Genomic DNA, 25,606 nt, shown 5'->3' with positions numbered 1-25,606 from the left:
GAAGGTGTCTCAATCGCCTTCCAGTCGTAGACCATCCGCCATGGCTGCGACTTTGCGATCCCTGCTCCTGGCCCCCCTCCCAGACCGAGCAGGGATCGCCATTTTCGTGGCACCGCAACTACGGTCGAGGCTGACAAATGGAGCCTGCGGCGGCAACTGCAAAAGTGCAGGATTATGCAATCCTGCCACACTCAATTCAGATCCTCTAGGAGTTCAAGCGTTGGTCAGCCTCGGTCGGTAGCCGAGCACATCCGCGCTGAGGAAATCTGCTGATGCGAATGTCGCGTCGAAAAAGTCGGGATCGAGAAGGAAGGCTGCCCATGGTGCGCTGGCGGAAATATATCATCGGTATCTGTTCCATCGTGGCCGTCGGCCTTGTGGGCGTGTCCTGTTTTTTATTCTGGCCCCACGGACTTCCGGAGGTCGAGGCCAGCACGGCGCAGCTGGCAGGACCCGAACTCCTCACTCGTGGGGAGTATTTGACCGTCGCTGCGGATTGTGCCGCATGTCACACGACTAAAGGAGGAAAGCCTTTCGCGGGCGGCTTGGCGTTCAAGTTGCCGTTCGGGACGATCTACTCGCCAAACATCACGCCTGACGCTAACGCTGGTATTGGCAATTGGAGCGACTCCGAGTTCGTTCGGGCTATGCGGTCAGGTGTAGGGAAGCACGGCGAGGATCTCTATCCCGCTTTCCCTTACACCTCCTATGCACTTCTCTCGACCGACGATATTCTCGCCATCAAGGCCTATCTGACTACTGTCGTTCCGGTAGCCGAGCCCGCGCCGGCGAATGAGCTAGCATTCCCGTTCAATCAAAGGCCGCTGATGCGTGGGTGGAAACTGCTCTTTCTCCCGCGCGAACAGTTCGAACCGGATACTGGTAAAGACAAGATTTGGAACGAGGGTGCGTATCTCGTCGAGGCGCTGGCTCACTGTGGTGAATGCCATACCCCACGCGGCCTGATGTTCCAGAGAAAGCAGGGGGTGGCCCTCTCTGGCGGTGATGTCAACGGCTGGAAGGCCTGGAACATCACTTCCGACAAGGATCACGGCCTTGGAAACTGGAGCGACGAGCAGATCGCACAAATGCTGTCGGCAGGACATGCCAAGGATCATGGTGTGGCAGCAGGTCCGATGCGCGAGGCGATTGACCTGAGCTTGAGCAAGCTACCTAAATCCGACATCGATGCCATCGTGGCGTACCTCCGGACGGTACCCGCGGTCTCGGGAGATCCCGACCTCAAATCCGTCCGGCGTAACGACGAGGAGTTGACCGCAAGATCAACGGAGGTCTCATCCAACACGCGATCCGGCAAGCAAATCTATGCTGGAGCCTGCGCGAGCTGTCATGGCTGGAATGGAGAGGGGCAGTTCAATCAGCGGGCCGCGATCGTCGGCGGTCACGCCCTTAGCGATCCCACAGCCAGCAACGTGGTTAGGGTCGTGCTTCAGGGGTCCTCGGACCACGAGGCCGCTCCGGGGAAAACCATGCCGGCCTTCGCAAAAATTTACACGGATGAAGATGTGGCCGCCTTGGCGAATTTCGTCGTCGAGCACTTCAGCGGGCGAAAGGGAACCGTCACCCCGGAGCAGGTTTCGGAGGCACGGTGATCAACATGCGATCGAGATCGGCCCGCGCTGTTAGTGCTTTGACCGCTTTCGTAACAAGAAACAAAACAGGCCGTTTCAATGAAGCCGCATAGTCATATAGTCGAAATAGGCGGGCCACGAAGCCAGTTCATCACGGATGATCCCTTGGAAATCTTGCGCCATGCCCGTGACGCGTTTTCGGCGGGCATCCCAGTCGCGCTCGTGACGCTGGTAGACATAAGGGGAGGTGCTGCGCGACCGCTTGGCGCGCAAATGAGTGTCCGGATCGATGGCCTCTACTGCGGTTTCGTATCCGGTGGGTGCACAGAGCCGGCGGTCGCGGCCGAGGCGATCGATGCTCTGAAGGCAGGGCACGATCGATTTCCTCTGCTTGGAGAAGGCTCCCCTTTTTTCGATATCGTCCTGCCCTGCGGCGGCGGCATTCGGCTATCGATACATATTGTCAGGAACGTAGAGCCGTTCGACCGGGTCTTGGATATCGTGGGACTGCGGCGGGAAGCAGCGCTTTTGTACAGCCCGAAATCGAAGGCTCTGATCTGTCACCCTCCAGTGATAACGGGTTGGCAGTCGGATGAATTCATGAGGGTCTATCGACCTCGTAACAAGATCGTGATTTCGGGCAACGAGCTCGAAGTCGACGCCGTAGCACGTGTCGCGCAAGCCGCCGGATACGAAGTGGTTCTGTCCGGAAAATTCGGTGAGCGGCTCCTCGCTGACATCTCCTTCGACAGGTTCACGGCAATGGTCCTTCTAAACCATGATTTGGATGCGGAGCTGCCCGCGCTCGAAGCTGCCCTTGAGTCGCCAGCGTTTTACATCGGCGCACTGGGGAGCATGCGCACGCACGACAGGCGACGGAAACACTTGCTCGAATTGGGCTACGGCAACGACGATATAGCGCGGATCAAAGCGCCTATCGGCATCTTCGGCAAAGCTCGGGATGCGAAATCGCTGGCCCTTTCGGTGGTCGCCGACATTGCTGCGATTGTGTTGGAATGAGCGTTGCGAGCATGTGCAACAGACAGTCTCAGAATTTGACGACCCTCGATAGGTCACTGGCGCTGCTCCAATAGCAGGTGATGAGCCTCACTCTCAATGTTGATCGTCGGTCCTGACAGGCCAAGCGCCATCAGTTTCGCTCTCCTCACATCTCAAGATGAAGAAGCCAAGACGGGCGCTGATCGGCTCAAGTGGTAAGCGCAGGATCGGACAATATGATGGGCCTGGGCGATGCGATCGTATCTCTGAAGGTCGTTGCTATGGAAATCCCTTGTAGTCCTTGGGGATGAGAGACCTTTACCGATCTCAAGGATGCCGTGCAGCTCTGCGGAGCTAAATTTTCAGCCGTATTAAAACCGAACCACTAATATGGAGATCGCCATGGCCGCGGACATCCAGAATCACAATCTTGCGCCGGCTTGGATAATGGCACTCGGCACGTTCGCGATCGGGACGGAAGGGTTCATGATCGTTCCTCTACTGCCGGACATGGCCGCGGACCTCCAACTTTCGATCGCCACCCTTGGAACGCTCGTCACCGTCTTTACACTGACACTCGCGTTCAGTTCGCCAATCCTGACCACGCTTTTCGGACGAGTTGACCGGCGTCGCCTTTTGATCGCCACGATGGCATTTTTCGCGTTGGGGAATCTGATGGCTTGGCAGTCGAGCGGGTACTGGGGCATTCTCGCCGCCCGCGTGTTTCTTGCTCTAGCGGCTGGTCTCTACACCCCAAGTGCAAACGCGCTGATCAGCGTGTTGGTCGCGCCGGAGAAGCGAGGTAGATCACTTGCCATCATCAACGGCGGTATGACGATCGCCATCGCGTTGGGATTGCCAATCGGATCGCTGTTGGGAAATGCGCTCGGATGGCGCGTGACGTTCCTCGGTGTCGGTATCCTCGCCCTGATAGCTGTTCTGGGTCTCTTCTTCGGGCTCGACAAGTCGGCGGGAACGGGAGTTGAGGTTCCTAGCCTTTCGGCCAGGGTGGCGGTGGCGAAACGCCCTCCGATCCTGGTCGGCTTGGCGATTACGTTGTTCTGGGCGGTCGGAGCTTACATCGTGTGGACCTACATCGCGCCCTACCTCCGTTCTGTCGCAAACTTTGGGCCCGAAGGCACCAGCCTGATAATTTGTCTGTGGGGCGTGTGCGCGGCCATCGGCAACTTTAGCGGCGGAGCACTTAGCGACAAGTTGGGCGCGAGGACTGTGATGGGAGGCAGCCTGTCGCTTTTGACCGGCGTATTCCTGCTACTTTCCTTCACGGCGTTCTGGCTTACACCGAACCAAGCGGTCATTCCCATCGTGGTCTCCATCGCCGTTTGGGGCGTGGCCGTATTCGGCTTCCACCCAGCGCAGATGTCACACCTGATCCAAATTGGCGGACGGGCCTCGGCACCAATCGTGCTTTCTCTCAACACCTCGTCCATGTATTGCGGCTTCTCCCTTGGCAGCGCTATCGGCTCGGTGGTCGTCTCGCACGGGCAGGTCGCGGATCTCGGCATTGCTGCCGCAGTGGCGGAAGCGATCAGCATCGTGCTGCTCTACGGTTTCACGGCACGAGCGGTTTCTCCGCGGGCGTCGCACGCCAGCTAAGCTCGACGGTTTCGACGTAAGATCCGTAATGCGAGAAGGCGTAGCAAGCGGCAGCCCTACAGGCTTCGCTCCGCCAGAAGCGCTCGCGCCACATTGATGTCGGGAATGGAGAGGCTGCAATCGAGCTTTTCCGAAGCAGACTCCAGCTCGTGCAATGCCGAGCTGATTTCGGCGGGAGTAGCAAGGTGGACGAGGCAGATAGCGCAACGTAGTTCCCATATCACCGCACCCATGGAGCGGGCGAGGTCGATCGCTTCAGCAAGGATTGCCCGGGCTTGGGCACGGTCCCGCTTTATCATCGACACTGCTTTGAGACGGAGTAGCTCCGGCCGGCACCATCCGGCGTCTCCGGATAGCGCTTGTTCTACGGCGGCTTGAGAAGCCCTGCATCCGGCAAGTACCGTCATGTATTCAAGCCGCATGCCAACGCCGTCCAACAGCGCGTGCTGCAGTTTCGTCTGCATTTCTTCAGTCTGGGTTTCCTCCGGTACGACCAGATCGTACCCATCGATCCACTCCTGCCATCTGACCAGCATGTCCTTTGCGGCGATCCGCTTGGCCGTACTCAGACTCGACCTCGCTTTCTCGGTCTGACCTGCGAGGTACGCGATCGGTATCGCACTCAAGCACAACATGAGGCAGGTCGAGATCGAATGGCCCAGCCGTTCGCTGTCTGCCATTAGTTCGTTGATACCGGAGAAACTACGATCCACTTTCCCTTCAAGGAAATCTATCATCGTGATCACAGACCTTGCTATCGTTCCCTGATCGTAACCTGTGCCGTAGTTCTGCGTCGTGCGAACCGCGCGACTGGCCTCGAACAGCGAAATATCCGCCTGTTCCCGCGATGATTTCAGATCTCCGTGAAACAGGTAATTGTGCTCAAGTAGCCGGCTGTAGCTGAGCGCCCCGGGAAACCGGTTTTGCAGATCGCTCGCAATCGAAATCGAATGTAGGTATTTGCCCTTAGAGCTTGCGACGGAGGCCATGCCGCCGTACGCACGCATGATGCGACTTGGGTTGCCGAGCCGCTCGGCTATCACCGCAGCCTTTTCAAACTCGGAGCTTGCCTCCTCGTCGCTCCGAAAGCCTCCGATATGGTACATGGCGCTCCCCCTGGCGATCCTCAGTTGAAGTTCCACGTCGGTCCCGGAGTGCCGCGTTAAAGGAAGGCGCTCGATAGCGGCTTCCACAGCGCCGAACTGCTCGTTCATTGCGCCGAGCTGCACCCAGATCGTGTCGGAGATCGCTATAAGCTCCACCACGAGATCAAAGTCGCCTTGAGGCGAGTTCGACCACTCGACTGCAGCGCGCAGATCGTTGATCAGTGTGGCATAGCGTCTGAGCCACTCGCCTGTCGAAAGGCCGCGCCAATCGAATTCCGCCCTCAAAAGCTCATCACGGCAGTACTGGGCGTGCGAACGTCGAGTAGCCACCTCGAAATCACCGGCCACGAGTTTCTCCAACGCATAGCCTTTGGTCGTATCCAGAAGGCGAAATCGGCCGTCGCCGCTTGAGACGGCAATGAGGGATTTCAGAAGAAGGCCGTCGAAGGCCTTGTCGAACATCTCACCGGGAAGCCTTCCGCGCATCAAGAACTCTGCGGCCTGCTCCGAGAAGGTGCCGGGAAAAACCGCAGTGGCCGCGAAGAGTTCCCTTTCGTCCATATTGAGGCTGTTGTAACTCCAGTCCAAGGTGGCTCTTAGTGTCTGCTGTCGCGGGGGAGCGGTACGGCGTCCCCTCCGCAAAATCGAAAGCGGATCATCTAGTGAGCCGAGAACGCTTTTCAGGCCGAGACTGCTTACCCGAGACGCCGCCAGTTCGATCGCCAACGGGATGCCATCAAGGCTTCGGACTATTGCAGCCGCCGCATGCAGGCTCTCTTCGTCTCGAAAATCGTCGATGTCGGATGCAAGCCTGACTGACTCCGCGAACAATTCCACGGAGGGAACAGAAAGGAGGTCATTCACAGAAGTCCCGACGTCGGGGACGGGTAGGGAGGGCAACTGCCTTACACGCTCGCCCGCCACCCTCAATGGCTCCCGGCTCGTCGCTAGAATCGCCACCCGTGCGGTCGCTCGAAGAATTTGATCCACTTCGACAGCGACGGTCTCAATCAGATGCTCGCAATTGTCCAACAGGAAAAGGATGTCACTCTCTTGAAGGGAGTTGATGACCGCTTGCCTGTAGTCATTCGTATAAAGTACCAATCCAAGCAGCGACGCCAACGTTGGCATCAGCAAACGGCCGTCCTGCAATACCGCCAAATCGACGAAGACGACCCGTCTCGAGTGCTGGACACGCGAGGCCAGTTCCAGAGCGACAGCGGTTTTGCCTATTCCGCCCGCGCCGGCTATCGTCAGCAATCTCGTCATTCCGAGGGCGGCCACACTGGTCGCTATGAATTCCTCGCGCCCAATCAGCCGAGTGGTAAAGCGGGGCAAATTGCTCTCTGGGACTGGAACCAACTCGGGGTCCGAGCTGGAGACTGAAGACTCCACAGGGGCGACGAAGACATAGCCTCGTCCCGCAATATTTTCGATATACCGCTGTTCGCTGTACTCGCCGAGAGCCTTCCTGAGTGTCATCAGGTGGACGCGTAAGGCTCCCTCGTCGACCGTTGTCGTGGGCCAAGCCGCTTTCAGCAGCTCTTCCTTGGAGACGATTTCGCCAGCGTTACTGGCGAGAGCTATAAGGAGTTCGAGCGCCTTTTTTCCGAGCTGATACGGTCTGCCCGACTCTGTCAGCTTTTTGTTGACCAGATCGAGTTCAAAAGTACCGAACTTAATAACAGCCATCGTCGAACCACAGACCCCGTCGGAACTGACCCCTCAGACGGATATCACATCTGTTAGCATTTAAAGCAACGCCGACGTTGGATCGGAAAGTCACGCCAAATCGAACTCCGGATATACTTCTGAATAGGGTGACCTGATTCGAGCGCCATTCTCAAACAATCGACGATGAGACCGGGCGCGCTCCTGCGTCGAATAAGGGAATAGAAAACGCCGCGACCGCTCCACCGCCGCTTCTGTTGTTGAGGGTCAGCGTTCCGCCAAAACCCTCGACTACGCTCTGGCATACCGTCAAGCCGAAACCCAATCGATTAGGTCTTGTCGAAAAGAACGGATCGAATGCGAGTGCCAAGTGCTCTTCACGCACTCCGGAGCCGCGATCCGACACCGAAATGCTCAGCTCCGGCGCTGAGGACGATCGGGAAATCTTCACCGAGATAACGGGGGGCTGCACGGTCGAGCCGCCCGACTCCAAAGCGTTGAGGAGGAGGGCGCAGATAACTTGCTGCAAAGCGACTGGATCGGCCTCGATTGTCGAAAGATCAGCGTCGGCGGCTATCGTTATAACGGCATCGGTCCGGTCAAGTGGGCTAAGAACGAGTTCGCGTGACCGCTCGGCCAGTTCCACGATATCTACGAGCTGATGGTTTAATCGACTGGGTTTTAGGCTGTCGCGCGTTCTCAATCCTATGTCAGTAAGCCGCTGGGCATTCCAGCGAAGTCGATCCATCAACTTCGTGACGGCCGCCAGGCTGTCTGAACCCGTCGCTACAAGCCTGCTGGCTGTCGCCAAATCAAGCGAGAGCGCTGTGATTGGCTGGCTCATTTCATGAACCAGCGATGTTGATAGCGCGGACGCGCATGCAATACGGTACGCCTTGGCGAGTTCTTCCCGAGCTTTCTCTCCCCTTTCAGTGCGATCGTCGAAGCACTGGGCGTCGAAGAACGACACCCTCGCAACGCCATCGTCGGTAATCCAGAGCGAAAATGGATATGAACGTCCTTCGCCATCGGCGTTGACCAGTTCCGTTATTCCGCATGTTGACGATACGCGGCGAACCAAAGCGGCGAGTACGGCGATTTCGACATCGAGTCTGCGAACGCCGTCGGTTCTCATCCATCTAAGAAACGTATCGGGAGTGCCTTCGTGGCCGAAGATTTCAAAAGCGCGTTCGCTAGCACGGCGGACCTGGAGGGTCTCCCTCAGATAGCTGGCCAGAGACGGATTGGCGGCAATATAACTGCTGACATCGATCACGCCGTTCGCTCTCAGCTCGTCAGACATCGACTGTACGGTCGTTAAGTCATACTCGACCCACGTTGTCTCTCTCGGTTCAAAGATCGCTTCCACACGCTCGTCGGCGCGGGCGAGCGATCTCGCGGATTCGTCTGTGATGGTCTGGAGATCAAACTGCAGCCTCGAAATTGTCTCGCGGTCTTCCACTTGGCTTTGGACGTCCACCAAACTGCCAAACCACCTCACGATTTCTCCGGATTCCGGGGACCTCACAGACCGGCCTACGGATTCCATCCATCGGTAAGACCCGTCGTTCATACGCACACGTGCGTGGGCCGAGTAATTCGAGTTCCCGTTTTCAAGTGCACCGCGCCAAGCCTGATACATCTTGGGGCGATCAGCAGGATGTATCGGATCAGCCCAGCTTTCATCCCGAATAGCCTCGAGACGGGGAATTCCAAATGTCTCGGTATATCGTTCGTTGAGAAACTCGCACCGCCCGTCAGCGCCAGTGCCCCACAAGACGTGCGGTAAGGCATCGGCAAGTTCCTGACGGTATTCAATGGGATCAATGAACGGGGCAGGCGTACCGCGCCGGCGTTTGCGAAGCATGATAACGGTTGCCGCGGCGAGGGCGATCGCCGCCGCTACAGCAGTATTGTATGAGGCGAACCAGCCGTAATTGAGAGGTATCGAAAGAGTGCCGCGCCGCGCCTCCAAAAACAAGCCAGCCAGAATTACAGGCACGACAGCAAGAACTCGGAAGCCGCGAACCGCCTGCGACTGCAACGTTAAGTAACGGATCGAAGTGCCGATCCCATTTGACACACCGAAGCGACGGGATGGTGCGAATGGCTTCCGGATGCTCGACATCGCTTCTCCCCCTAATCCATCGCGCACGGCGCTGGACGGTGCTTTGAGGCAGTCGCCTGTCATCTTGTCCCGGTGAGCAGAGGGCGACACGAAAATTTTCGCACCGGCTTCCTGGAACAGGCGAAACGCAGCCCTGCTGACCGAAAAGATCAGTGCGATCACAAAAACAGGGCGATCGATTTCGTCTGCAACGCTACCTCCAAGACAAGCTCCTAAGCTCTACCCCAGGTTTCTTCCCGAAGTTGAGCTAACATCGAAGTTTTCCGGTTGGATACCTATCCATTGAGGTAGGTCCGCGTCTCCGCGACTTCAGAGACGCTCGAACATCGCAGGGTAGACCGCTGTCCCACTTTCGGCGGTGGACAACAACGCTCCGTGATCTACAACAGCGCGGCTATTTGGCTGTAATCTTCGTTCTACGCGCTGTATCCGCCGTCTACGTTCAGAACGCTACCGGTGATGAATGCCGCTCCCGGACCCGCAAGAAACATGATCGCGTCCGCCACTTCGGACGGCTTCCCCAGTCTCCTGAGAGCGTTCGCGTCTCTTTCTGCCGCGAGCATCTCTTTAGAAAGGGCTTGATCGGCTTGGGATTCGATCGCGCCGATCTGGACCACGTTCACCGTAATCCCGCGGGGGCCGAGGTCATGCGCAGCTCCCCTGCAGAATCCGGCAATTGCCGAGCGCGTTGCCGCGAAATCGGCAAGACCTGGCGTCCCAACACGCTCGGCCAAGCAGGAGCCCAAAGCCACAACCCGTCCGCCGTCGCGCATGGCCTTAGAAGTGGCCTTTATGAGGGAGATCACGCTTCTAACATCCGTCGCCATCTGTTCGTCGAGCGCATCCTCGTCGACGTCTTCGTCGTCTATCTGCCCTTCGACGCGGTGGACCGTATTTGCGACAAGTATGTCAATCCGTCCGAGCGCCGCGACGACAGCGCGCACGAGCTGCGCAGCTTGGACGCCGTTCGGCGATCCTGTGATTGGAAACCAGACAACCCGACTACCGTATGATCGCAGCGACTCCATGAGGTGAGGAGCAGGTTCACTCTCCAGGGCAAGCGCCAAGTCCGCTCCGGTACGAGCGAGCGCCTGGACAGTCGCCATGCCGATGTCTGTACTCGCTCTCGTGACGAGAGCCACTCGGGAACTGGCGTCCCATTCGGAATTAAGTCCCACCGCGTTCACGGAATGCCTCATAGAGCTCTTATTGATCTGCGGGAACTCAAGCCGGACAAGCAGCAAGGTCCTCAACTTGCAGCTACCGACCTTATGTTGGTGGGTATTGTACAATCCGGTTCCGAATTTGTTAGGAGTGCGGCCTTAACGGCGTAACTTCTTTTTACATCCTATAACTCGATTTCACACGTCCCAACACGGCAACCTCACCGCATCGAAGCAGCGAGGACATCGTTATGGACACCTCCCTTTCTTTTATTACGGTTCTGGATGGCGGCAGCGCCCCGCAGGTATGGCACGCAGATGTAGGCTCCCTGGCGATCGAAGGGTGGCTAGATCGACAGAGCCTCGAAGACCAACGGCCGCCGGCGGCTATAGCGATCAAGGAAAAGCTTCCTTCCGGCCTTAGCGAATGGCAGCGGAAGAAGATCATCCGCTACGTCGACGACAATGTCGACAGTAGGCTACGCGTCAGCGACCTTAGCGAGCAGGTTCGTCTCAGCGTCAGCCGATTTTCCAAGGGCTTCAATGTGACCTTCGGTCGCCCGCCATACGATTACGTCCTGTCCCGACGCATCGAGGCGGCGAAATACCTGATCGCATCGACTCGGGAGCCGCTCAGCCAGATCGCTCATGCCTGCGGTCTCAGCGATCAGGCGCACCTTTCGAAGGTGTTCAAGCGACTTGTCGGAACGACACCCCTCAAGTGGCGCAGGAACGCCTCGGTGCCGAAAACCCGACAATGGGATTACCTAACCGAGGGCACCAATGTGGAATTCGGTCGCGGGTCTCCGGCCTACGTCGATTGCTAGTCGCAAGGCGCTCGCCTCCTTCGCATGCCATCACGCTCTGCGGCGGCCCGGTATTTCGGTGCAGGATCGTCCAATTACTCAGCCTCAGATTCTGTCACCGTACGCGATGACGGTTTGACAACCCGGCAAGCCGAAACGCGGTTTACTCGTCCGGATGTCATGGAGAAGAGGCGACAATGAGAAAGCTGAACATCAACGGCCAAGTCCACGACGTCGACGTGCAGGACGACATGCCGCTCCTTTGGGTGCTGCGCGACGTCCTTGGCCTGACGGGGACGAAATTCGGGTGCGGTATCGCCCAGTGTGGGGCTTGTACCGTTCATCTCGGGGGCGTTGCGGTTCGTTCCTGCCAGACGACGATGAACATGATCGAAGACATGCCAATAACCACAATCGAGGGTATCGGCAGCACGCCAATCGGTGCCAAGGTCCAGGCCGCATGGCTGGACAAAGAAGTGGTGCAGTGCGGTTACTGCCAGTCCGGACAGATTATGTCGGCGACGGCTCTCCTTACCGAGAATCCCAAGCCCACGGACACCGACATCGATGACGCCATGGCCGGAAACATCTGTCGCTGCGCCACATACGTCCGAATCCGCGAAGCAATCCATTCGGTCAACGCGTGAGGGCTTTCCAATGATCGAAAATCTCGTATCGCGTAGGAACTTCCTCCGGGGAACCGCACTTGCGACCGCCGGGCTGGTGCTCGCCGTCCAGCTACCGGGAAATACTCGCCGCGCCTCCGCCGCAGACGGCGAGCAGTCGAAATTCATACCCAACGCCTTTGTCAAAATCGACGACGAAGGCATCACGCTGATCATGCCGCACACGGAAGTGGGGCAGGGTATATACACTTCCAGTGCTATGCTCATGGCCGAGGAACTCGAGGTCGATCTTGGGCAGGTGCGAGTTGAGGCAGCGCCGCCTGACCTCAAGAAGTACATGGACCCCATACTGTACGACCAGGCGACAGGCGGGTCGACGTCCACGCGGACAGATTGGGTGCGTTTGCGGGAAGCGGGGGCGTCCGCCCGGATTATGCTCGTGGGTGCGGCGGCTGCACGATGGGGAGTTCCCGCGGACGAGTGCGCTGTCGAGAAAGGTGTCATACATCATGGTCCTTCTGGCCGTTCGCTGAGCTATATCGAGGTCGCTCCGGACGCCGCCACCCGAGACGTGCCGAAGCAGGTCCCGCTTAAAGACCCATCAAAGTTCAGGCTTATCGGCACTAAGGCAAAGCGTCTGGATACCCCGGCCAAAGTCAACGGATCGATGGTCTACGGCATCGACACTCGGCTTCCCGGGATGGCTTACGCAACACTCGCGATCGCTCCCGTCAAAGGCGGCAAGATCGCCAGCATGAACGAGGCAGCCGCACGAGCGGTAAAGGGTGTCCGCGACGTCGTCCGAACAGACGACTCCGTGGCCGTCATCGGTGAACATATGTGGGCCGCGAAGCTCGGTGTCGACGCGCTCGAACTGAGCTGGGATAGCGGGCCGAATTTGTCGGTTTCAACCCACGCGATCGTAATGGACATGCATGAGGCCTCTCTCAAACCGGGCGTTGTCGTGCGAGACGACAACGGGGCAGCCGAAGCGATACGGAAGGCTAAGACGAAGCTCGACGCGATCTACCGTTCGCCATTCCTGTCGCATTCCCCGCTCGAACCCATGAACTGCACGCTTCACATCGAGGATGACCGAGCGGAGTTGTGGGTCGGGACCCAGGTTCCAGTCCGAGCCCAGAAGGCGGTCGCCGAGGCAACTGGATTGCCTCCCGACAAGGTGACCGTCAACAATCAGCTCATGGGCGGCGCGTTCGGACGGCGTCTCGATATCGATACGATCGAGCAGGCGGCGAGGCTCCTGCGGAACATACGATATCCCGTCAAACTGGTTTGGACCCGCGAGCAGGACCTCACTCACGATTTCTTCCGACCGTACTACTACGACCGCGTGTCGGCGGGACTGGACGAGGCCGGCCAGCTTGTCGGTCGTACGCACCGAGTGACGGGGTCGTCTGTGATGGCTCGCTGGGCACCGCCGGCTTTCAAAAACGGCATCGACCCGGACGCGCTCGATTGCGCGGCCGAAACGCCTTACGATGAGACGTCCGTTTTCGCGGACTACGTCCGCCACGAGCCGGAAGGGCTAACCACAGCCTGGTGGCGGGGCGTCGGCGCTACCCATAATCTGTTCGTGATGGAGAGCTTTGTCGACGAGATGGCCCACGCCGCAGGGCAGGACCCCGTCGATTTTAGAAGAAGGATGCTGACCAAGAATCCGCGAGCGCTGGCCGTACTCGAGCTGGCTGCCGAAAAGGCCGGATGGAAGGAAAAGCTTCCCGAGGGTCGCGGTCGCGGTGTAAGTCTGCAGTTCGCGTTCGATACCTACCTCGCACATATAATCGAGGTCGAGGTCGCCCCCGGCAAGGAGGTTAAGCTTCTGCGCTCCGTGCTGGCGGTAGACTGCGGTATCGTCATCAACCCGGACACCGTCACGGCGCAGATGGAAGGGGGCGTGCTGTTCGGGCTTGGTACCGCGATGTTCAACGAGGTGACCTTCACCGACGGAGCCGTGGACCAGAGCAATTTCGACAACTATCGCATCCTGCGAATTAACGAAGCGCCCAAGGTCGAGGTATACCAGATCAAGAGCCTCGAAAAGCCTGGTGGCGTCGGGGAAGCGGGCACTGCTGCGGCAGCGGGCGCTCTGGCGAACGCGATCTTTTCGGCGACTGGAAAGCGTATCAGGTCGCTCCCCCTTTCGCAGGCCGCGGTGTGATATTGCGACGTTACAAAAGTACGGGTGGCAAGCGAGACCGACGGGAGACAACATGGAGCCTCCGATGATGACCGGTATGACGGACGGTTTCGGCCGTCGAGTCAGCTATTTGCGGGTGTCCGTGACAGATCGCTGCGATTTCCGCTGCACCTACTGTATGGCGGAAAGCATGACCTTCCTTCCGAGGGATGAACTGCTCACCCTCCGGGAACTCGAGCGACTTTGCATGGTTTTCATTTCGAAAGGCGTGCGAAAGCTGCGGTTGACTGGCGGCGAGCCTCTGGTGCGCAAGGGGATGATGGACCTCGTGCGGTCGCTCGGCCGCAAGATTGGATCGGGCCTCGACGAATTGACGTTGACGACGAACGGCTCGCAGCTCGCGCAGCACGCGGTGGAGCTGGCGGAAGCCGGCGTTCGTAGGCTCAACGTGTCGCTCGACTCGCTGCAGGCCGACCAGTTCCGCAAGATAACGAGGCGAGGGGAACTCGCCAAGGTACTGGATGGAATCCAGGCTGCGCTTGCCGCCGGGCTGAAAATCAAGCTCAATGTCGTGGCGATGCGTGGCGTCAACGAACACGAGATACCCGATATCATCCGTTTCGGCCATCTCTACGGCATGGACGTCACGTTGATCGAGACGATGCCGATGGGAGATGTCGGCGAAGACAGGACCGACGTCTACCTGCCGCTTTCGGATGTGCGCCGAACCCTTGCCGACCATTTCACGATCAGGCCACTGGACTACCGGACATCAGGACCTGCAAGATATGTCGAGGTCGCGGAAACGGGTGGCAAGCTCGGCTTCATCACGCCAATGAGCCATAACTTCTGCGAGAGCTGCAATCGCGTCCGCCTTACCTGCACTGGAACGCTCTACATGTGTCTCGGGCAGGACGACGCGGTCGATCTCCGAGCAGTTTTGAGGTCTGGTGCCGACGATGTCGAGCTCGGGCGGGCGATCGACGGTGGAATTGCCCGTAAGCCACGGGGACATGACTTTGTCATCGGTAGGGGAGAAAAGCCCGCCGTTCGCCGACATATGAGCGTGACCGGGGGCTGATCACCCGACGAAACCGCCGGGCTCGGCAAATCTCCCGCGGACACGAGCCGCCCGGACATACTGGATGCCGGGCGGCGAAAGCGGCGGTTATTCGGTGTCGAGGATTTCGACCATTCGCGCGAGAAGTCCCTCGGTTCCCGCCACGCGGGTGTGTACGAGGCTGAGGCCACCGTCAAACGTCGCCGCCGCCAGGACGTCCTGACCCGGTACCGAGCGAAGCGCCGGGGCCCACATCTTCTCGACGACAAGATCGCCAAAACGGTTCGGCATGCGTAACACGCCAAAGTTTGTCATCACGCTGTCAAAAGGGCTATGTTCCAGTATGCGCCGCCTCGTTGCCTCATAGCTCGGGTCGGTGATGCATCGTTTCGCGATGTCCGCGACCATCCATAGCGCCATCTTCCTCTCGCGGAATTTGGCGATCTGCTCTTGGACCCGGCGAACCTCGTCCCATTTTCGAACGGAGTAATCGCGATCGACAGTGCCACGCCGACGTGCTCGGGGATGTCGAACCCCGATCTGAGGTCGATCGGGGACATGACCCGGAGGGCATTTTCCGACCAGCGGTCGTTCAGAGTGACAAGTGCCCGCCCAAGTGCTGCTGTGATCATGGAGTTTATAGTCGTAGTCCGGGATTTCGCCGCTCGATGAAGCCTCGCCAAGCGATCCCTGTCGAATTCCACAGCATCGACCTTCGCTCCACCTGAGGAGCGATAGAGGTTGCCGAGATCGGTTTCGTCGTCCCTGCCAGAAAAGGCGGAACTACGAAAGAAGCGCGGTAGCTCCAGCCCGATTCTGTCCTCAAGCCTGACGTCGTCGGCCGTGGCCGTGAGCTCCGCGCCGCTCAATGCTGTCAGAAGCTGGTGCATCACGAATACCGCAGCCATGCCGTCGGCGACTGCATGATGGAAAGTAAGGAACAACGTAGTGGAGTCGTCTACGGCGACCCTAGCGGCCCTTACGAGTGGTGCGTCTGCCGAAACAAGGGGCCTATTCATTTCGCTTTCAGCGATCCTCTCCCAGCTTGTCACAGAGGGCTCTATTGTCGACAGAGGAACCGGGCGCTCGGAATGCATGAAGCAGTGCGTGTCATCGCTGTCCCATCCGAGTGAGGTCCCGAGCAGAACGTGCCGCTCCTGGACCTTGGCAAGCGCCTCGGCAACTGCTTGCTCCGAAACATTGCCGGATATTCGCGCGGCGATCGTGAAGTTCATAGTGCCGTCTTCGCCATAGGCGGCAAAGAGATGCTCGAGCGCGCCGAGTGTCCTCAGCGTTCGGGGTGTGGCGGTTTTCATCTCGTATCCTCTCATCGGCCTGTGCAAGCACTCGCATACGCGGGAAGCCTCTAGGCAATATTGGAGGATTCGGTCGCGGGAGCGGGTTGATTCTGGTTCACCGCTAAGGTCCTGGTGGTCGCGCATAGATTCTGATGAGGGTCGAAACGGCTTCAAAGACAGAATCGTCCTATTCCGAGCTGAAGCGGAGGCATAGCCATGGTGCTATCAATAGCCCATGCGGCGACCCCCAACTTTGGTGTCGAACATGTCCCAGCCTTACCCAATACTTGTAGAAGCGCTTGCGGAAATCGCCGCTTCCAACGACAGCAACCAGATTGCGGAGATCGCACGCAACGCAGCGAGGCGTATCCTCTCGGCCGAGGCCATCAAGATGATCCGGGCAAACGCCGGGATGATCGGGAACGTGGGAGCGACGCCGATCCCGAAGCCTGCTCGTGCGATTGAGGCTCATGCGGCGTCGACCCTGATTGCCGTGAGCGCGATGGGGGATCGTGCACGCACTTCTGGCTGTGCTCTTTCGCGCTACTCCGGTGGCGTCCATGTGCCCACCATAATGGCTCGGCAACCGATCGAAGGCGTTTCGGCGTTCTTCTCCGAAGAACTGATGCCCGACGCGATCGGTGAGATCGCTGCGGCACAGACACTCGCGCGGGCGGCGTCGGCGGCGATCTCCCGGTGCGTCGATCTCGACGAGCTGATGGACGCAAGCGCGCGTGTGAGTCTGGAGCGAGACGAGGCGCGGCATCGGCTCAAGAACGTTTATGCTTCGGCGATCGGGCTTGCGAACCTTTCCCTTCCAGAGGAGCACTCGAGAGAATTCGCGCAACGCCTTAGGACATTGGCGGAAGTTCATGATTTCCTTGACAACGAGGATCAAAGGGATTCTGGAATTTCTCTCCGAGAACTCCTCGCGGGCGTGCTGTTTCCATATCACGACGCGGACGTGCCGCGGATTCTCGCGGAGGGCCCCGAGATCGAGGTTAGCTCCACCGTTGCACTGGCGTTGGGTCTTCTTGCAAATGAACTTGCGACCAACGCGCTTAAACATGGCTCGCTCTCCGTTGGTTCGGGCAAGATACTGATCCGGTGGACCTGCCGTAATGGCGAACTCGGGCTCTGGTGGGCGGAGATCGACGGACCTAAAGCCGATGGCACGGCATCTCCCAATCAAGGTTCTAAACTGCTGCGTAAAATTGTGAGCAGCTACCTTCGCGGTAAAATGGAGCACACCGTGACGCAGTCGGGGCTTCGGTTCTCGGTCTTGTTTCCAATGGAGTGATTGCCGCGAAGAGGCCAATACCCGGAGTGTACACCGGAAGCTCGACGGGAAGCTCGATTTTACAATCGCCAGCCGTCGACAACTGCTTTTCTCCGAAAGGAAATCAATCCCCAAGGAGAAACATCAATGACTCAATCGGAATCATTCGACATCCTCGTTTTCGGCGGTGGCAAGGCGGGAAAGACCCTAGCGATCGAGCAGGCGAAGGCGGGCAAGCGCGTCGCCGTGATCGAGGCGGGCCTGATAGGCGGCTCTTGCATCAACATCGCCTGTATCCCTAGCAAAGCACTGATACGGAGCGCGGAAGTGGCGCATGCTGCTAGGAGGGCCTCCGAGTTCGGCACATATGCCGATAACATCCGAACCAGTCTTGATCTCGTCCGCAACCGTACTGCCAGCGTGGTTTCGGAGATGGTTGCTTTCAACCAAACCGGGTTCGACGCCAGTGGCTTTGCACTGGTGATCGGCTGGGGACGCTTCGTATCTCCCAGGACGATCTCCGTCGAGACAGGAAACGGCGTCAGGACGCTCACAGGCGACAAGGTATTCATCAACCTTGGGACGACGGCCGCCGTGCCGGATGTCCCTGGACTAGCGGCCGCCGACCCGATCACCCACGTTGAAGCGCTCCAACTCGGCGACATGCCTACACACCTGCTTGTTCTAGGCGGCGGCTATATCGGCATGGAACTCGGGCAGGCCTTCCGTCGGCTTGGCGCGGAGGTGACCATCCTGGAGAAGGGCGCTCACCTGGTTCCAAGAGAAGACGACGATGTGAGCGCCGCTTTGCTGGGCGTTCTGCAGGACGAAGGCGTCAATGTGGCTCTCAACTGCACGGGTATGACCGTGGCTGGAAAGTCCGGACAGACGGTTAGCATCACGACGGCAGATGGGCGCGTTTTCGAAGGATCGCATCTACTGGTCGCCGCCGGCCGCCGTCCGCGAACCGAGGGGATCGGCCTTGATCTGGCGGGAGTGGAGCTTGATGAGCGTGGATTCGTAAAGGTAGACAATCTTCTCAGGACCTCGGCGAAAGACGTCTGGGCGATGGGCGAGGTCGCGGGAACGCCGATGTTCACCCATGCATCCCTTGACGACTACCGCGTGGTATCAGGCCAGCTCAAGGGCGGCGACAGAACGACCGACGGACGGATGATCCCGTATTGCGTATTCATCGACCCTGAATTCGCGCGGGTGGGCTTGAACGAAAGCGAAGCACGCTCCAGAAACATCGAGTATCGTGTTGCCCGGCTACCGATGGACGTCGTGCCGAGGGCGCGCACTCTTTCGCAGCGGAAGGGCTTCATGAAGGCCCTGGTGGCAAAGGAGAGCGACCGTATCCTCGGGTTCGAGATGCTAGGCGTCAACGCGGGCGAAGTCATGAGCGTTGCGCAGATGGCGATGCTTGGTAACTTACCATTCACAGCACTCAGGGACGGAATCTTCGCCCATCCGACGATCTCGGAAGGCCTTAATATGCTGTTTGCGAACGTGAAGTGATCAAGTGATCTAAGGCCGCCGGGCTCCCGGCGGCCTTTACGGTAATTCAGATTCCCGCTGTATCTCGAACAGGCGTCGAATACGTGTGGCCATGGTGTCGGGATGGGTGCCGTGCTCAATAGCGTGGGCATTCGAGAGGTGTTTCTCTTCCTCCATGCGCCGAGAGAGAAGAACCCCGAGTTCCTCTGCCAAGGCTGGACGGTCACGCATAACCGCCGCCAAATCTTCCTTGGTTATCTCGTAAATGACCACAAAGGTGAGCGCCGTCGTATCTCCTGCCTCTGCGGCATCGACCAGGACCCCTCGCTCTCCGAATAGGTCGCCAGGCGACAGCCTCGCCAGCTCGACCGGACGGCCGCCTTCCACCCTCTGTAGCGCCGCGACGCCGGTCCGCATGATCATTAGGGAAGTCAGCTTGCTCCCCTTCGAAGCGATGACGGAACCCTTCTGATACGTTCGACGCGTCATGCTTGAAGCTATGGCGTCCTTCTCGTCTTCAGTCAGAGTCGCGAAAAGCGGAATTGACTCCAGCAGCCGCCACGGAGTGCCCGGGTGTTTGACCGATTGGTTTTCCGGGGGTGCTTCCGATTGCAGGACGACGGCTTCACGCGGTCCGGCGAGTCTCAGGCCGTTGGCCTTGGCGTGACGATAGACCAGATCGTATATCTCGCTCCTTGCAGCCCCGGCTGCGGAGAACCCGGAGACTCGAAAGGCAAGCTCGATTTCGACAGCCTGACTGTCAACGCCAACGACAAGAGCCGTGGGTGCTGGGGTTTTAAGGATGGCGAAGCTGCTCAACAGCACCGTCCGCATCGTCTCCTCGATAGTGGCCGGCGAGCGAGTGGGAAGGAAGCGCACGGTTATCGCGACGCCATGCGTGTTATCAGGGCGCGTCAAATTTATGAGGCGTGCCTTTGCCAAGGTGCTGTTAGGGAGGACGACAAGGTCGTTTGTGCCGTCCAGTAGGTGGGTCGATCTCCAGTTTGTCTCGACGACCCGTCCCTGGAAGCCTCCTTCCAGTACGATCCAGTCACCCACGGAATATGGGCGGCCGAGGTTAAGCGCTATCCCAGAGAAGACGTCATTGAGTGTGCTCTGAAGCGCCAGACCCAACACGATCGCGAACGCTCCGGACGTTGCGATCAAGGTGCCGACGGGGAGGCTGAAGACGTTCGCTATCAACGCCAAGCCAGCTCCGAGGTAGATGATTCCGATAACAAGGTCTTGGGCAAGTCGGCCCTCCCGCGGCTTGTTTTCGAAAATGAGGAATAGCCGGACAGCGCTGACAAGCACTATCGCTCCACCGATCCACCAGACGGCCTTGAGAAGCCCGGTCGTTATTCTCCTTGATAGCACGTCGTCGCCGAAGTCGGGGGAATAAGGCGCGATGTCGTGAGACAACAAAGTGGCGGTCAGGAGCGCGAAAAAGCAGACGCTGACGATGAATCTGATCGTCGGATTCCGGCCAAGGGCGACACGGACCGCGATCGTCGTCACGACCAAAACGGAGAACTGAAGTATCGGGTTCGAAAGGAGCTGTTCGATCATGTCGCTCTTCATCGGCTAGGATTGGTGGCCGAAGAAAAATGCACGCCACGTCGAAAGCGGTATTGTCTCAAATCGCCCCTACAGGCGAAAAGCGACCACTCTTCGGGGGTGGGCGAGGGCGCTCACGCGGCTGCTGCTACGATGACGGGGACGCTTTTGTACGACGGCGTGCCGGACAGGCGGTCGTAGTGCTCGAGTGTGACGACAACGTTGAGCTCCGGATAATAGCCCGCCACCGATCCCTTCGGGATGTTGTACTCTACCACCGTAAACTTTGCGGCCTTCCGAGGCTCTTTTGAGAGCGTCGCGGTCAGGTCTACAAGGTCGCCGTCCTGAAGCCCGCGGTCGGAGAGGTCGGCCTTGTTCATGAAGACGACATCCCGTCGACCGAAGACCCCGCGATAACGGTCATCGAGGCCGTAGACGGTCGTGTTGTACTGGTCGTGGCTCCGTATCGTCGTCAGCATCAGCGCCTTCCGGTTCTCGACGAGGCGATCACCATCGAGACCCGGAGGGAGCAGAAAATTCGCTTTCCCGGTATCTGTCTTCCAGACGCGATACGAAGCCGGAACGTCGAGCCGGAAGCCGCCCTTCACGCGCACGCGCTTGTTGAAGTCGTGGAAGTCGGGAAAAACGATTTCGATTTTCTCGCGAATGCGATCGTAGTTGGCTATCAGCCCGGCCCAATCAATCCCGTGACGGCCGCCGAGCGTCGCGCTGGCAATTCCAGCGATGATGGCCGGTTCCGACCGGAGCAGGGGACTCGGCGGCTTGAGAAACCCCCGGGACGCATGAACCATGGACATAGAGTCCTCGACGGTTACCGACTGATGTCCCGAAGCCTGGGTATCGAGATCGGTCCTGCCGAGGCACGGAAGGATAAGCGACGTCTTCGCGACGAGCAGATGCGACCGATTCAGCTTCGTGGCGATGTGGACGGCCAGATCGAGCTTGCGCATCGCGGCGAACGTCGCATCCGGATCGGCCATGGCGACAGCGAGGTTGCCGCCGAGGCAGACGAGCGCCTTGGAGCGACATTCGGCAATCGCCTCGATCGTTTCAATCGCATTGTGCCCCTTTTCCGCAGACGGACGGAAGCCGAATGCTTTCTCCATTCCGTCCAGAAGGGCATCGTTGGGAATTTCTGTGATACCGACGGTTCGGTCACCTTGGACGTTCGAGTGACCGCGAACCGGGCAGATGCCAGCCCCCTTGCGACCCACGTTCCCACGTAGCATCATGAAATTCGCAAGCTGCTGGACGTTGGCGGTGCCGTTCTCGTGCTGGGTCAGGCCCATTCCATAGCAAACGATGACCCTGTCGGCGTGAATGTAGACGTCAGCCGCATTCTCGAACGCTGTCATCGAAAGCCCGGAGACATCCAGGATGCTCTCCCACGAGGTCGCCTCGACGTCTTTTCTGAGTTCTTCAAACCCGGCCGTATGCTCGGCGATGAACTCGCGGTCCAGCACGCCTGGACCTCCACCACGAATGTCCACATCGTCGCGCTCCAAAACCATCTTCATCAGGCCCTTGAGCGTCGCAATGTCGCCGCCGACCCGAAGCTGGTTGTAGGATGACGCTATCGGTGTCGACGACAAAGTCAGCATCTCGACAGGGTTCTGTGGCGCGGCGAACCGCTCGAGCGCGCGCTCCTTGAGTGGATTGAATGCGACGATCGGCACGCCTCGGCGGGAAGCTTCATGCAGCGTCGTCATCATTCGCGGATGGTTGGTGCCCGGATTGTGGCCAAAGGAGAAAATCGCATCGCAGTGATCGAAATCCTCGAGAGTTACGGTTCCTTTGCCGACACCGATCGACTTGGGTAACCCGACGCTCGTAGCCTCGTGGCACATGTTCGAACAGTCAGGGAAATTGTTGGTCCCGAATGCCCGAACGAAGACTTGATACATGAAGGCCGCCTCGTTCGAGGCGCGGCCGGACGTATAGAACTCGGCCATGTTTGGATCGGGCAGCTTGTTGAGTTCAGATGCGATGATTACGAACGCTTCATCCCACCCGATGGCCTCGTAGCGGTCGCGGCTCCGATTGTAGAACAGCGGCGTCGTCAGCCTTCCGGCGTCTTCCAGCTTGTGATCGCTCCAGGTCCAGAGTTCGTCGACGGTGTTGTTTTCGAAAAAGTCCGGGCCGACGCGGCGTGCTGTGGATTCCCAAGTGATGGCCTTTGCGCCGTTCTCGCAGAACTCGAAAGAGGACGTGTGCTTGGGATCAGGCCAGGCGCAGCCAGGGCAATCAAAGCCATCCGGTTGGTTCGCCTTGAGGAGCGTCGGGGTTCCCTGCGCGACCACCTGCTGGTGGGCGAGGGTTTTCGCTACCGCCTTGAGCGCACCCCAACCGCCAGCCGGGTCATCGTACCGCTCAATTCCTTCCGGGCGTTCGTCCTGCATGACCGATCCTTTCCGTCGTTCTCAACACATCTGACTCCCGCCAAGAGGCGAGGTGTCATAGTGCTCGGACGAAGAATGCCAACGTGCGGGATGAGGTATTGTACGAAACAGCCTCGATCACAGAGCCGAAAGCGCTTGCAGAACCCAGGTCCTATGCGTCCCGTTTGACGGCAAATGGAAGGTGGAACGAGAAAAGCGCTCCCCCTTGTGGACGATTGATGACAGTCAGCTGTCCGCCCATCGCCGCCACGGCGGCACGGCAAATCTCGAGCCCCATACCCATCCCTGTCTCCTTGGTCGTGAAGAACGGCTCGAAGAGCTTCTGGATGTACTCCTCTGGTATGCCCGGTCCAGTATCGCTTACCCGCACCTCGACGGAGTTGTCCTTCGCGATTAATTCGATCGCGACGCGCTTTGCTCCACGCTGGCCACGCATAGCGTCGACCGCGTTGTTCACCAGGTTGACGAACACCTGCTGAAGCTCGACGGGATCTCCCATGATCTCTGGCACCGGCTTCGCGCAGAGGACCTCCAATTCGACGTCCGCCCTCTTGAGGTCGTGATCTATTAGATCACGTGTTTCCAGAACGAGTCGATTGAGACTGATAGGACCCACGGCGCGCCGTCTTCCTGCTAAGTTTTCCCGCGTCCTCTGGACAATTCCTGCCACCCGTTGAGCGTTCTTTTCCATGCGCTGCAGAATGCGATCGACTCCCTCCATATCGGGGTGCTCCCGGCTCATCATTCGTATGCCGGTCCGCGCGTCGAACACCATGGAGGTGATAGGCTGGTTAAGCTCGTGAGCGATCGAGGCGGAAAATGCCCCGACGGTCGCTATACGGTTCGCCCGGGCCATTTCTGCCTGCGCGGCCTGGCGCATCTCCTCGATCCGCTCCTGTTCTGAAAGGTCGAGGTGGCTGGACAGGTGCAGCCCGTCCGAAAGCCTGGTCACCGTGAAGTAGGTAGGGATTCGCCGGCCTCCTTTGCCGACGAGAACCGTGCGGCCGTCGATATGATGGATGCCATTGAAGTACATGTCGAGCTGGCGAAGCAAAACCTCGGTTCCGTCCTCCGCGTTCTGCTCAGGCGGGTTGGCAACAAGCTCGGCAACGCTCTCGTAGCCCATCAGGCGAGCAAGCGCCTCGTTGACCCTGGTGGTCCGGATCATACCTAGCGTCCGTGCCAATTCGTCCGGGTGGTCGGCCATATATGCGGGCAAGTCAGTAACGCCGCGGTCCTTGATCGCGTCGAGCATCTTCTCGGCGTCGCTGAAGTCCATCTCCGCGAACGTCATATTGCTGACGTCGAAGAGCCCCGCGTATCTCTGCTCTGTGAGCACTAGCTCCGAGGTGCGCTCCGCCACGCGCTGTTCCAGTGTCTCGTTGAGTTCCTTCACCTTCTGATGAGAGGTCACCTCATCGTGGATATCCGAGATGCCACCGTAATACCTTACATCATCAGAACTTTCCCCCAGTCGCACCGGCCGCCCTACGAGAGACATCCAACGGAAATCGCCACTTCCATGACGCAGCCTGTATGTGGCTCGCACCTCGGTGCGGCCGGAAATCGCCTCGTTCCACACGGCAGAAAAGCGTTCTCGGTCGTCGGGATGAATGGCGTCCACGTGAGCTTGCCTTTCGATGGTCGTTTGAACATCCATCCCGGTGATTTCGGTATAGCGACGATTGAAGAAGTCGACTTTGCCGCGGGCATCGGCACGCCACAATATTTGTGGGACAGAGTCCGTAAAATTCACCAGTTCCGTCCGGCTTGTCTCAAGCTCGTCCCGAACCACCTGAAGCTGTTGCTTCGCGATGACCTCGTCGTGGACGTCGGAAAGTCCGCCGAAGCGTTCCACTTGTTCCGTCAGCGGTGAATATGCCGGGTTGTCGTAAATCTGCATCCAGCGGTAAGCCCCGTCCGCTTGCCGGATTCTCACCTTGAGGTTCGTAACTGTCCGATTGGCGACCGCGGCCGACACGGTCTCGTTCAAGATGGGGATGTCGTCCGGATGGACGACGTCGTTGTAGCGTTGACCTTCCAGCACCGTCAACCGATCCAATCCCGTGACGGCCGTCCAGCTCGCATTTAGATACTCGATCTCGCCACGGGGGTTTGACCGCCAGAGCACGTACGGGACGGAATTCGCGAAAAGGTCGACTTCGGCACGACTGTGTTCGAGGTCCCGCTGGGTCGCCTCGAGCCGCTTCCTGCTGACAAGCAAAGCCGCCGTAACACCTATCGCGATGCACGCAAACACGCCTCTTAGAGCGCTTGCTGCCGTCGGGGTATGGAAATGGGCGATAATCCAGGCCAAGACAGTCAAAGTCCCGCAGCCGTACGCAGCCCACTTGACCTCCCTACTGCTACCGACCGCAGACACAAGTACAAGTGCCGCCAGGTACAGGATTGCCACAGAGGACTCGTATTCCGTTATACTGTCGATCCAGAAAACAAGTGCAGTCAGAGCGGCTGCCGATGCCAGGAAGAGAGGTCTTCGTATCCGTTCAGTCATGCCGCCCAAGCCCTCGTACAGTCGGCCGTCCCAATCGCCGTCCCCATGAACATGAGTATCTTCTTCTCACGCCATTGTCGCTAGGCATTGAGTCTCGCCGGGGCGACGAAC

The 25,606-nt window shown here is 58.8% G+C and carries 17 protein-coding genes; 9 read left to right on the top strand and 8 right to left on the bottom strand.

Annotated elements, in window-relative coordinates:
• Positions 1 to 320: 320 nt before the first annotated feature.
• The 3 genes from AC1DJO_RS25290 to AC1DJO_RS25280 all read left to right on the top strand — a co-directional run bounded on the left by AC1DJO_RS25290 (position 321) and on the right by AC1DJO_RS25280 (position 4,208).
• Positions 321 to 1,613, top strand: a complete 1,293-nt coding sequence (locus AC1DJO_RS25290; protein WP_112445548.1) for a cytochrome c — start codon at positions 321 to 323, stop codon at positions 1,611 to 1,613.
• Positions 1,614 to 1,691: 78 nt separating this feature from the next.
• The gene (locus tag AC1DJO_RS25285) at positions 1,692 to 2,612 is read left to right on the top strand and encodes an XdhC family protein (protein WP_112445546.1); all 921 of its coding nucleotides are present in this window, start codon (positions 1,692 to 1,694) and stop codon (positions 2,610 to 2,612) included.
• Between the two features lie 381 nt (positions 2,613 to 2,993).
• On the top strand, positions 2,994 to 4,208 hold the full coding sequence (locus AC1DJO_RS25280) for an MFS transporter (RefSeq protein ID WP_112445672.1): 1,215 nt from the start codon (positions 2,994 to 2,996) through the stop codon (positions 4,206 to 4,208).
• A gap of 56 nt (positions 4,209 to 4,264) precedes the next feature.
• Here AC1DJO_RS25280 and AC1DJO_RS25275 read toward each other — a convergent pair whose 3' ends face one another.
• The 3 genes from AC1DJO_RS25275 to AC1DJO_RS25265 form a co-directional block, all read right to left on the bottom strand.
• Positions 4,265 to 7,006 carry an ATP-binding protein gene (locus tag AC1DJO_RS25275; RefSeq protein ID WP_477973509.1) on the bottom strand — a complete coding sequence of 914 codons (2,742 nt, stop codon included), beginning with the start codon at positions 7,004 to 7,006 and terminating at the stop codon, positions 4,265 to 4,267.
• A gap of 151 nt (positions 7,007 to 7,157) precedes the next feature.
• Positions 7,158 to 9,275, bottom strand: coding sequence for a PAS domain-containing sensor histidine kinase (locus tag AC1DJO_RS25270; protein WP_112445542.1), 2,118 nt, complete (start codon positions 9,273 to 9,275; stop codon positions 7,158 to 7,160).
• 254 nt (positions 9,276 to 9,529) lie between these two features.
• Positions 9,530 to 10,312 (bottom strand): SDR family oxidoreductase, encoded by a 783-nt coding sequence (locus AC1DJO_RS25265; RefSeq protein WP_112445670.1) that lies wholly within the window; start codon positions 10,310 to 10,312, stop codon positions 9,530 to 9,532.
• A 215-nt stretch (positions 10,313 to 10,527) separates the two neighbouring features.
• Between AC1DJO_RS25265 and AC1DJO_RS25260 the strand changes: the two genes are divergently transcribed.
• The 4 genes from AC1DJO_RS25260 (at position 10,528) to moaA (ending at position 14,947) form a co-directional block, all read left to right on the top strand.
• Positions 10,528 to 11,103, top strand: coding sequence for a helix-turn-helix domain-containing protein (locus AC1DJO_RS25260; protein WP_113470992.1), 576 nt, complete (start codon positions 10,528 to 10,530; stop codon positions 11,101 to 11,103).
• Between the two features lie 176 nt (positions 11,104 to 11,279).
• The gene (locus AC1DJO_RS25255) at positions 11,280 to 11,729 is read left to right on the top strand and encodes a (2Fe-2S)-binding protein (protein ID WP_112445538.1); all 450 of its coding nucleotides are present in this window, start codon (positions 11,280 to 11,282) and stop codon (positions 11,727 to 11,729) included.
• Positions 11,730 to 11,739: 10 nt separating this feature from the next.
• A complete protein-coding gene (locus AC1DJO_RS25250) occupies positions 11,740 to 13,887 on the top strand; it encodes a xanthine dehydrogenase family protein molybdopterin-binding subunit (protein WP_113470993.1) in 2,148 nt (715 codons plus the stop codon).
• A gap of 52 nt (positions 13,888 to 13,939) precedes the next feature.
• Positions 13,940 to 14,947, top strand: coding sequence for a GTP 3',8-cyclase MoaA (moaA, locus tag AC1DJO_RS25245; RefSeq protein ID WP_477973505.1), 1,008 nt, complete (start codon positions 13,940 to 13,942; stop codon positions 14,945 to 14,947).
• Positions 14,948 to 15,034: 87 nt separating this feature from the next.
• On the opposite strand, the gene AC1DJO_RS25240 is transcribed toward moaA, so the two are convergent.
• Both AC1DJO_RS25240 and AC1DJO_RS25235 read right to left on the bottom strand, forming a co-directional pair.
• Positions 15,035 to 15,217 (bottom strand): hypothetical protein, encoded by a 183-nt coding sequence (locus tag AC1DJO_RS25240; protein ID WP_148194298.1) that lies wholly within the window; start codon positions 15,215 to 15,217, stop codon positions 15,035 to 15,037.
• Between the two features lie 23 nt (positions 15,218 to 15,240).
• Positions 15,241 to 16,242: a condensation domain-containing protein gene (locus AC1DJO_RS25235; protein ID WP_162708598.1), complete on the bottom strand. Its 1,002-nt coding sequence runs from the start codon at positions 16,240 to 16,242 to the stop codon at positions 15,241 to 15,243.
• A 247-nt stretch (positions 16,243 to 16,489) separates the two neighbouring features.
• Between AC1DJO_RS25235 and AC1DJO_RS25230 the strand changes: the two genes are divergently transcribed.
• Entirely contained in the window at positions 16,490 to 17,524 is a 1,035-nt protein-coding gene (locus AC1DJO_RS25230) for a sensor histidine kinase (RefSeq protein ID WP_162708596.1), read from the top strand.
• A gap of 126 nt (positions 17,525 to 17,650) precedes the next feature.
• Complete coding sequence (locus tag AC1DJO_RS25225) at positions 17,651 to 19,024, top strand: FAD-dependent oxidoreductase (protein ID WP_112445528.1); 1,374 nt, start codon at positions 17,651 to 17,653, stop codon at positions 19,022 to 19,024.
• Between the two features lie 36 nt (positions 19,025 to 19,060).
• Here AC1DJO_RS25225 and AC1DJO_RS25220 read toward each other — a convergent pair whose 3' ends face one another.
• The 3 genes from AC1DJO_RS25220 to AC1DJO_RS25210 all read right to left on the bottom strand — a co-directional run bounded on the left by AC1DJO_RS25220 (position 19,061) and on the right by AC1DJO_RS25210 (position 25,297).
• On the bottom strand, positions 19,061 to 20,572 hold the full coding sequence (locus AC1DJO_RS25220) for a mechanosensitive ion channel domain-containing protein (protein WP_477973502.1): 1,512 nt from the start codon (positions 20,570 to 20,572) through the stop codon (positions 19,061 to 19,063).
• A 122-nt stretch (positions 20,573 to 20,694) separates the two neighbouring features.
• Positions 20,695 to 22,980 carry an FdhF/YdeP family oxidoreductase gene (locus tag AC1DJO_RS25215; protein WP_477973500.1) on the bottom strand — a complete coding sequence of 762 codons (2,286 nt, stop codon included), beginning with the start codon at positions 22,978 to 22,980 and terminating at the stop codon, positions 20,695 to 20,697.
• A gap of 151 nt (positions 22,981 to 23,131) precedes the next feature.
• Positions 23,132 to 25,297 (bottom strand): ATP-binding protein, encoded by a 2,166-nt coding sequence (locus tag AC1DJO_RS25210; RefSeq protein ID WP_162708594.1) that lies wholly within the window; start codon positions 25,295 to 25,297, stop codon positions 23,132 to 23,134.
• Positions 25,298 to 25,606: the final 309 nt, after the last annotated feature.

The organism is Rhizobium sp. 05N430, from assembly GCF_056396985.1.
This window is presented reverse-complemented; position numbering and strand designations above follow the sequence as displayed.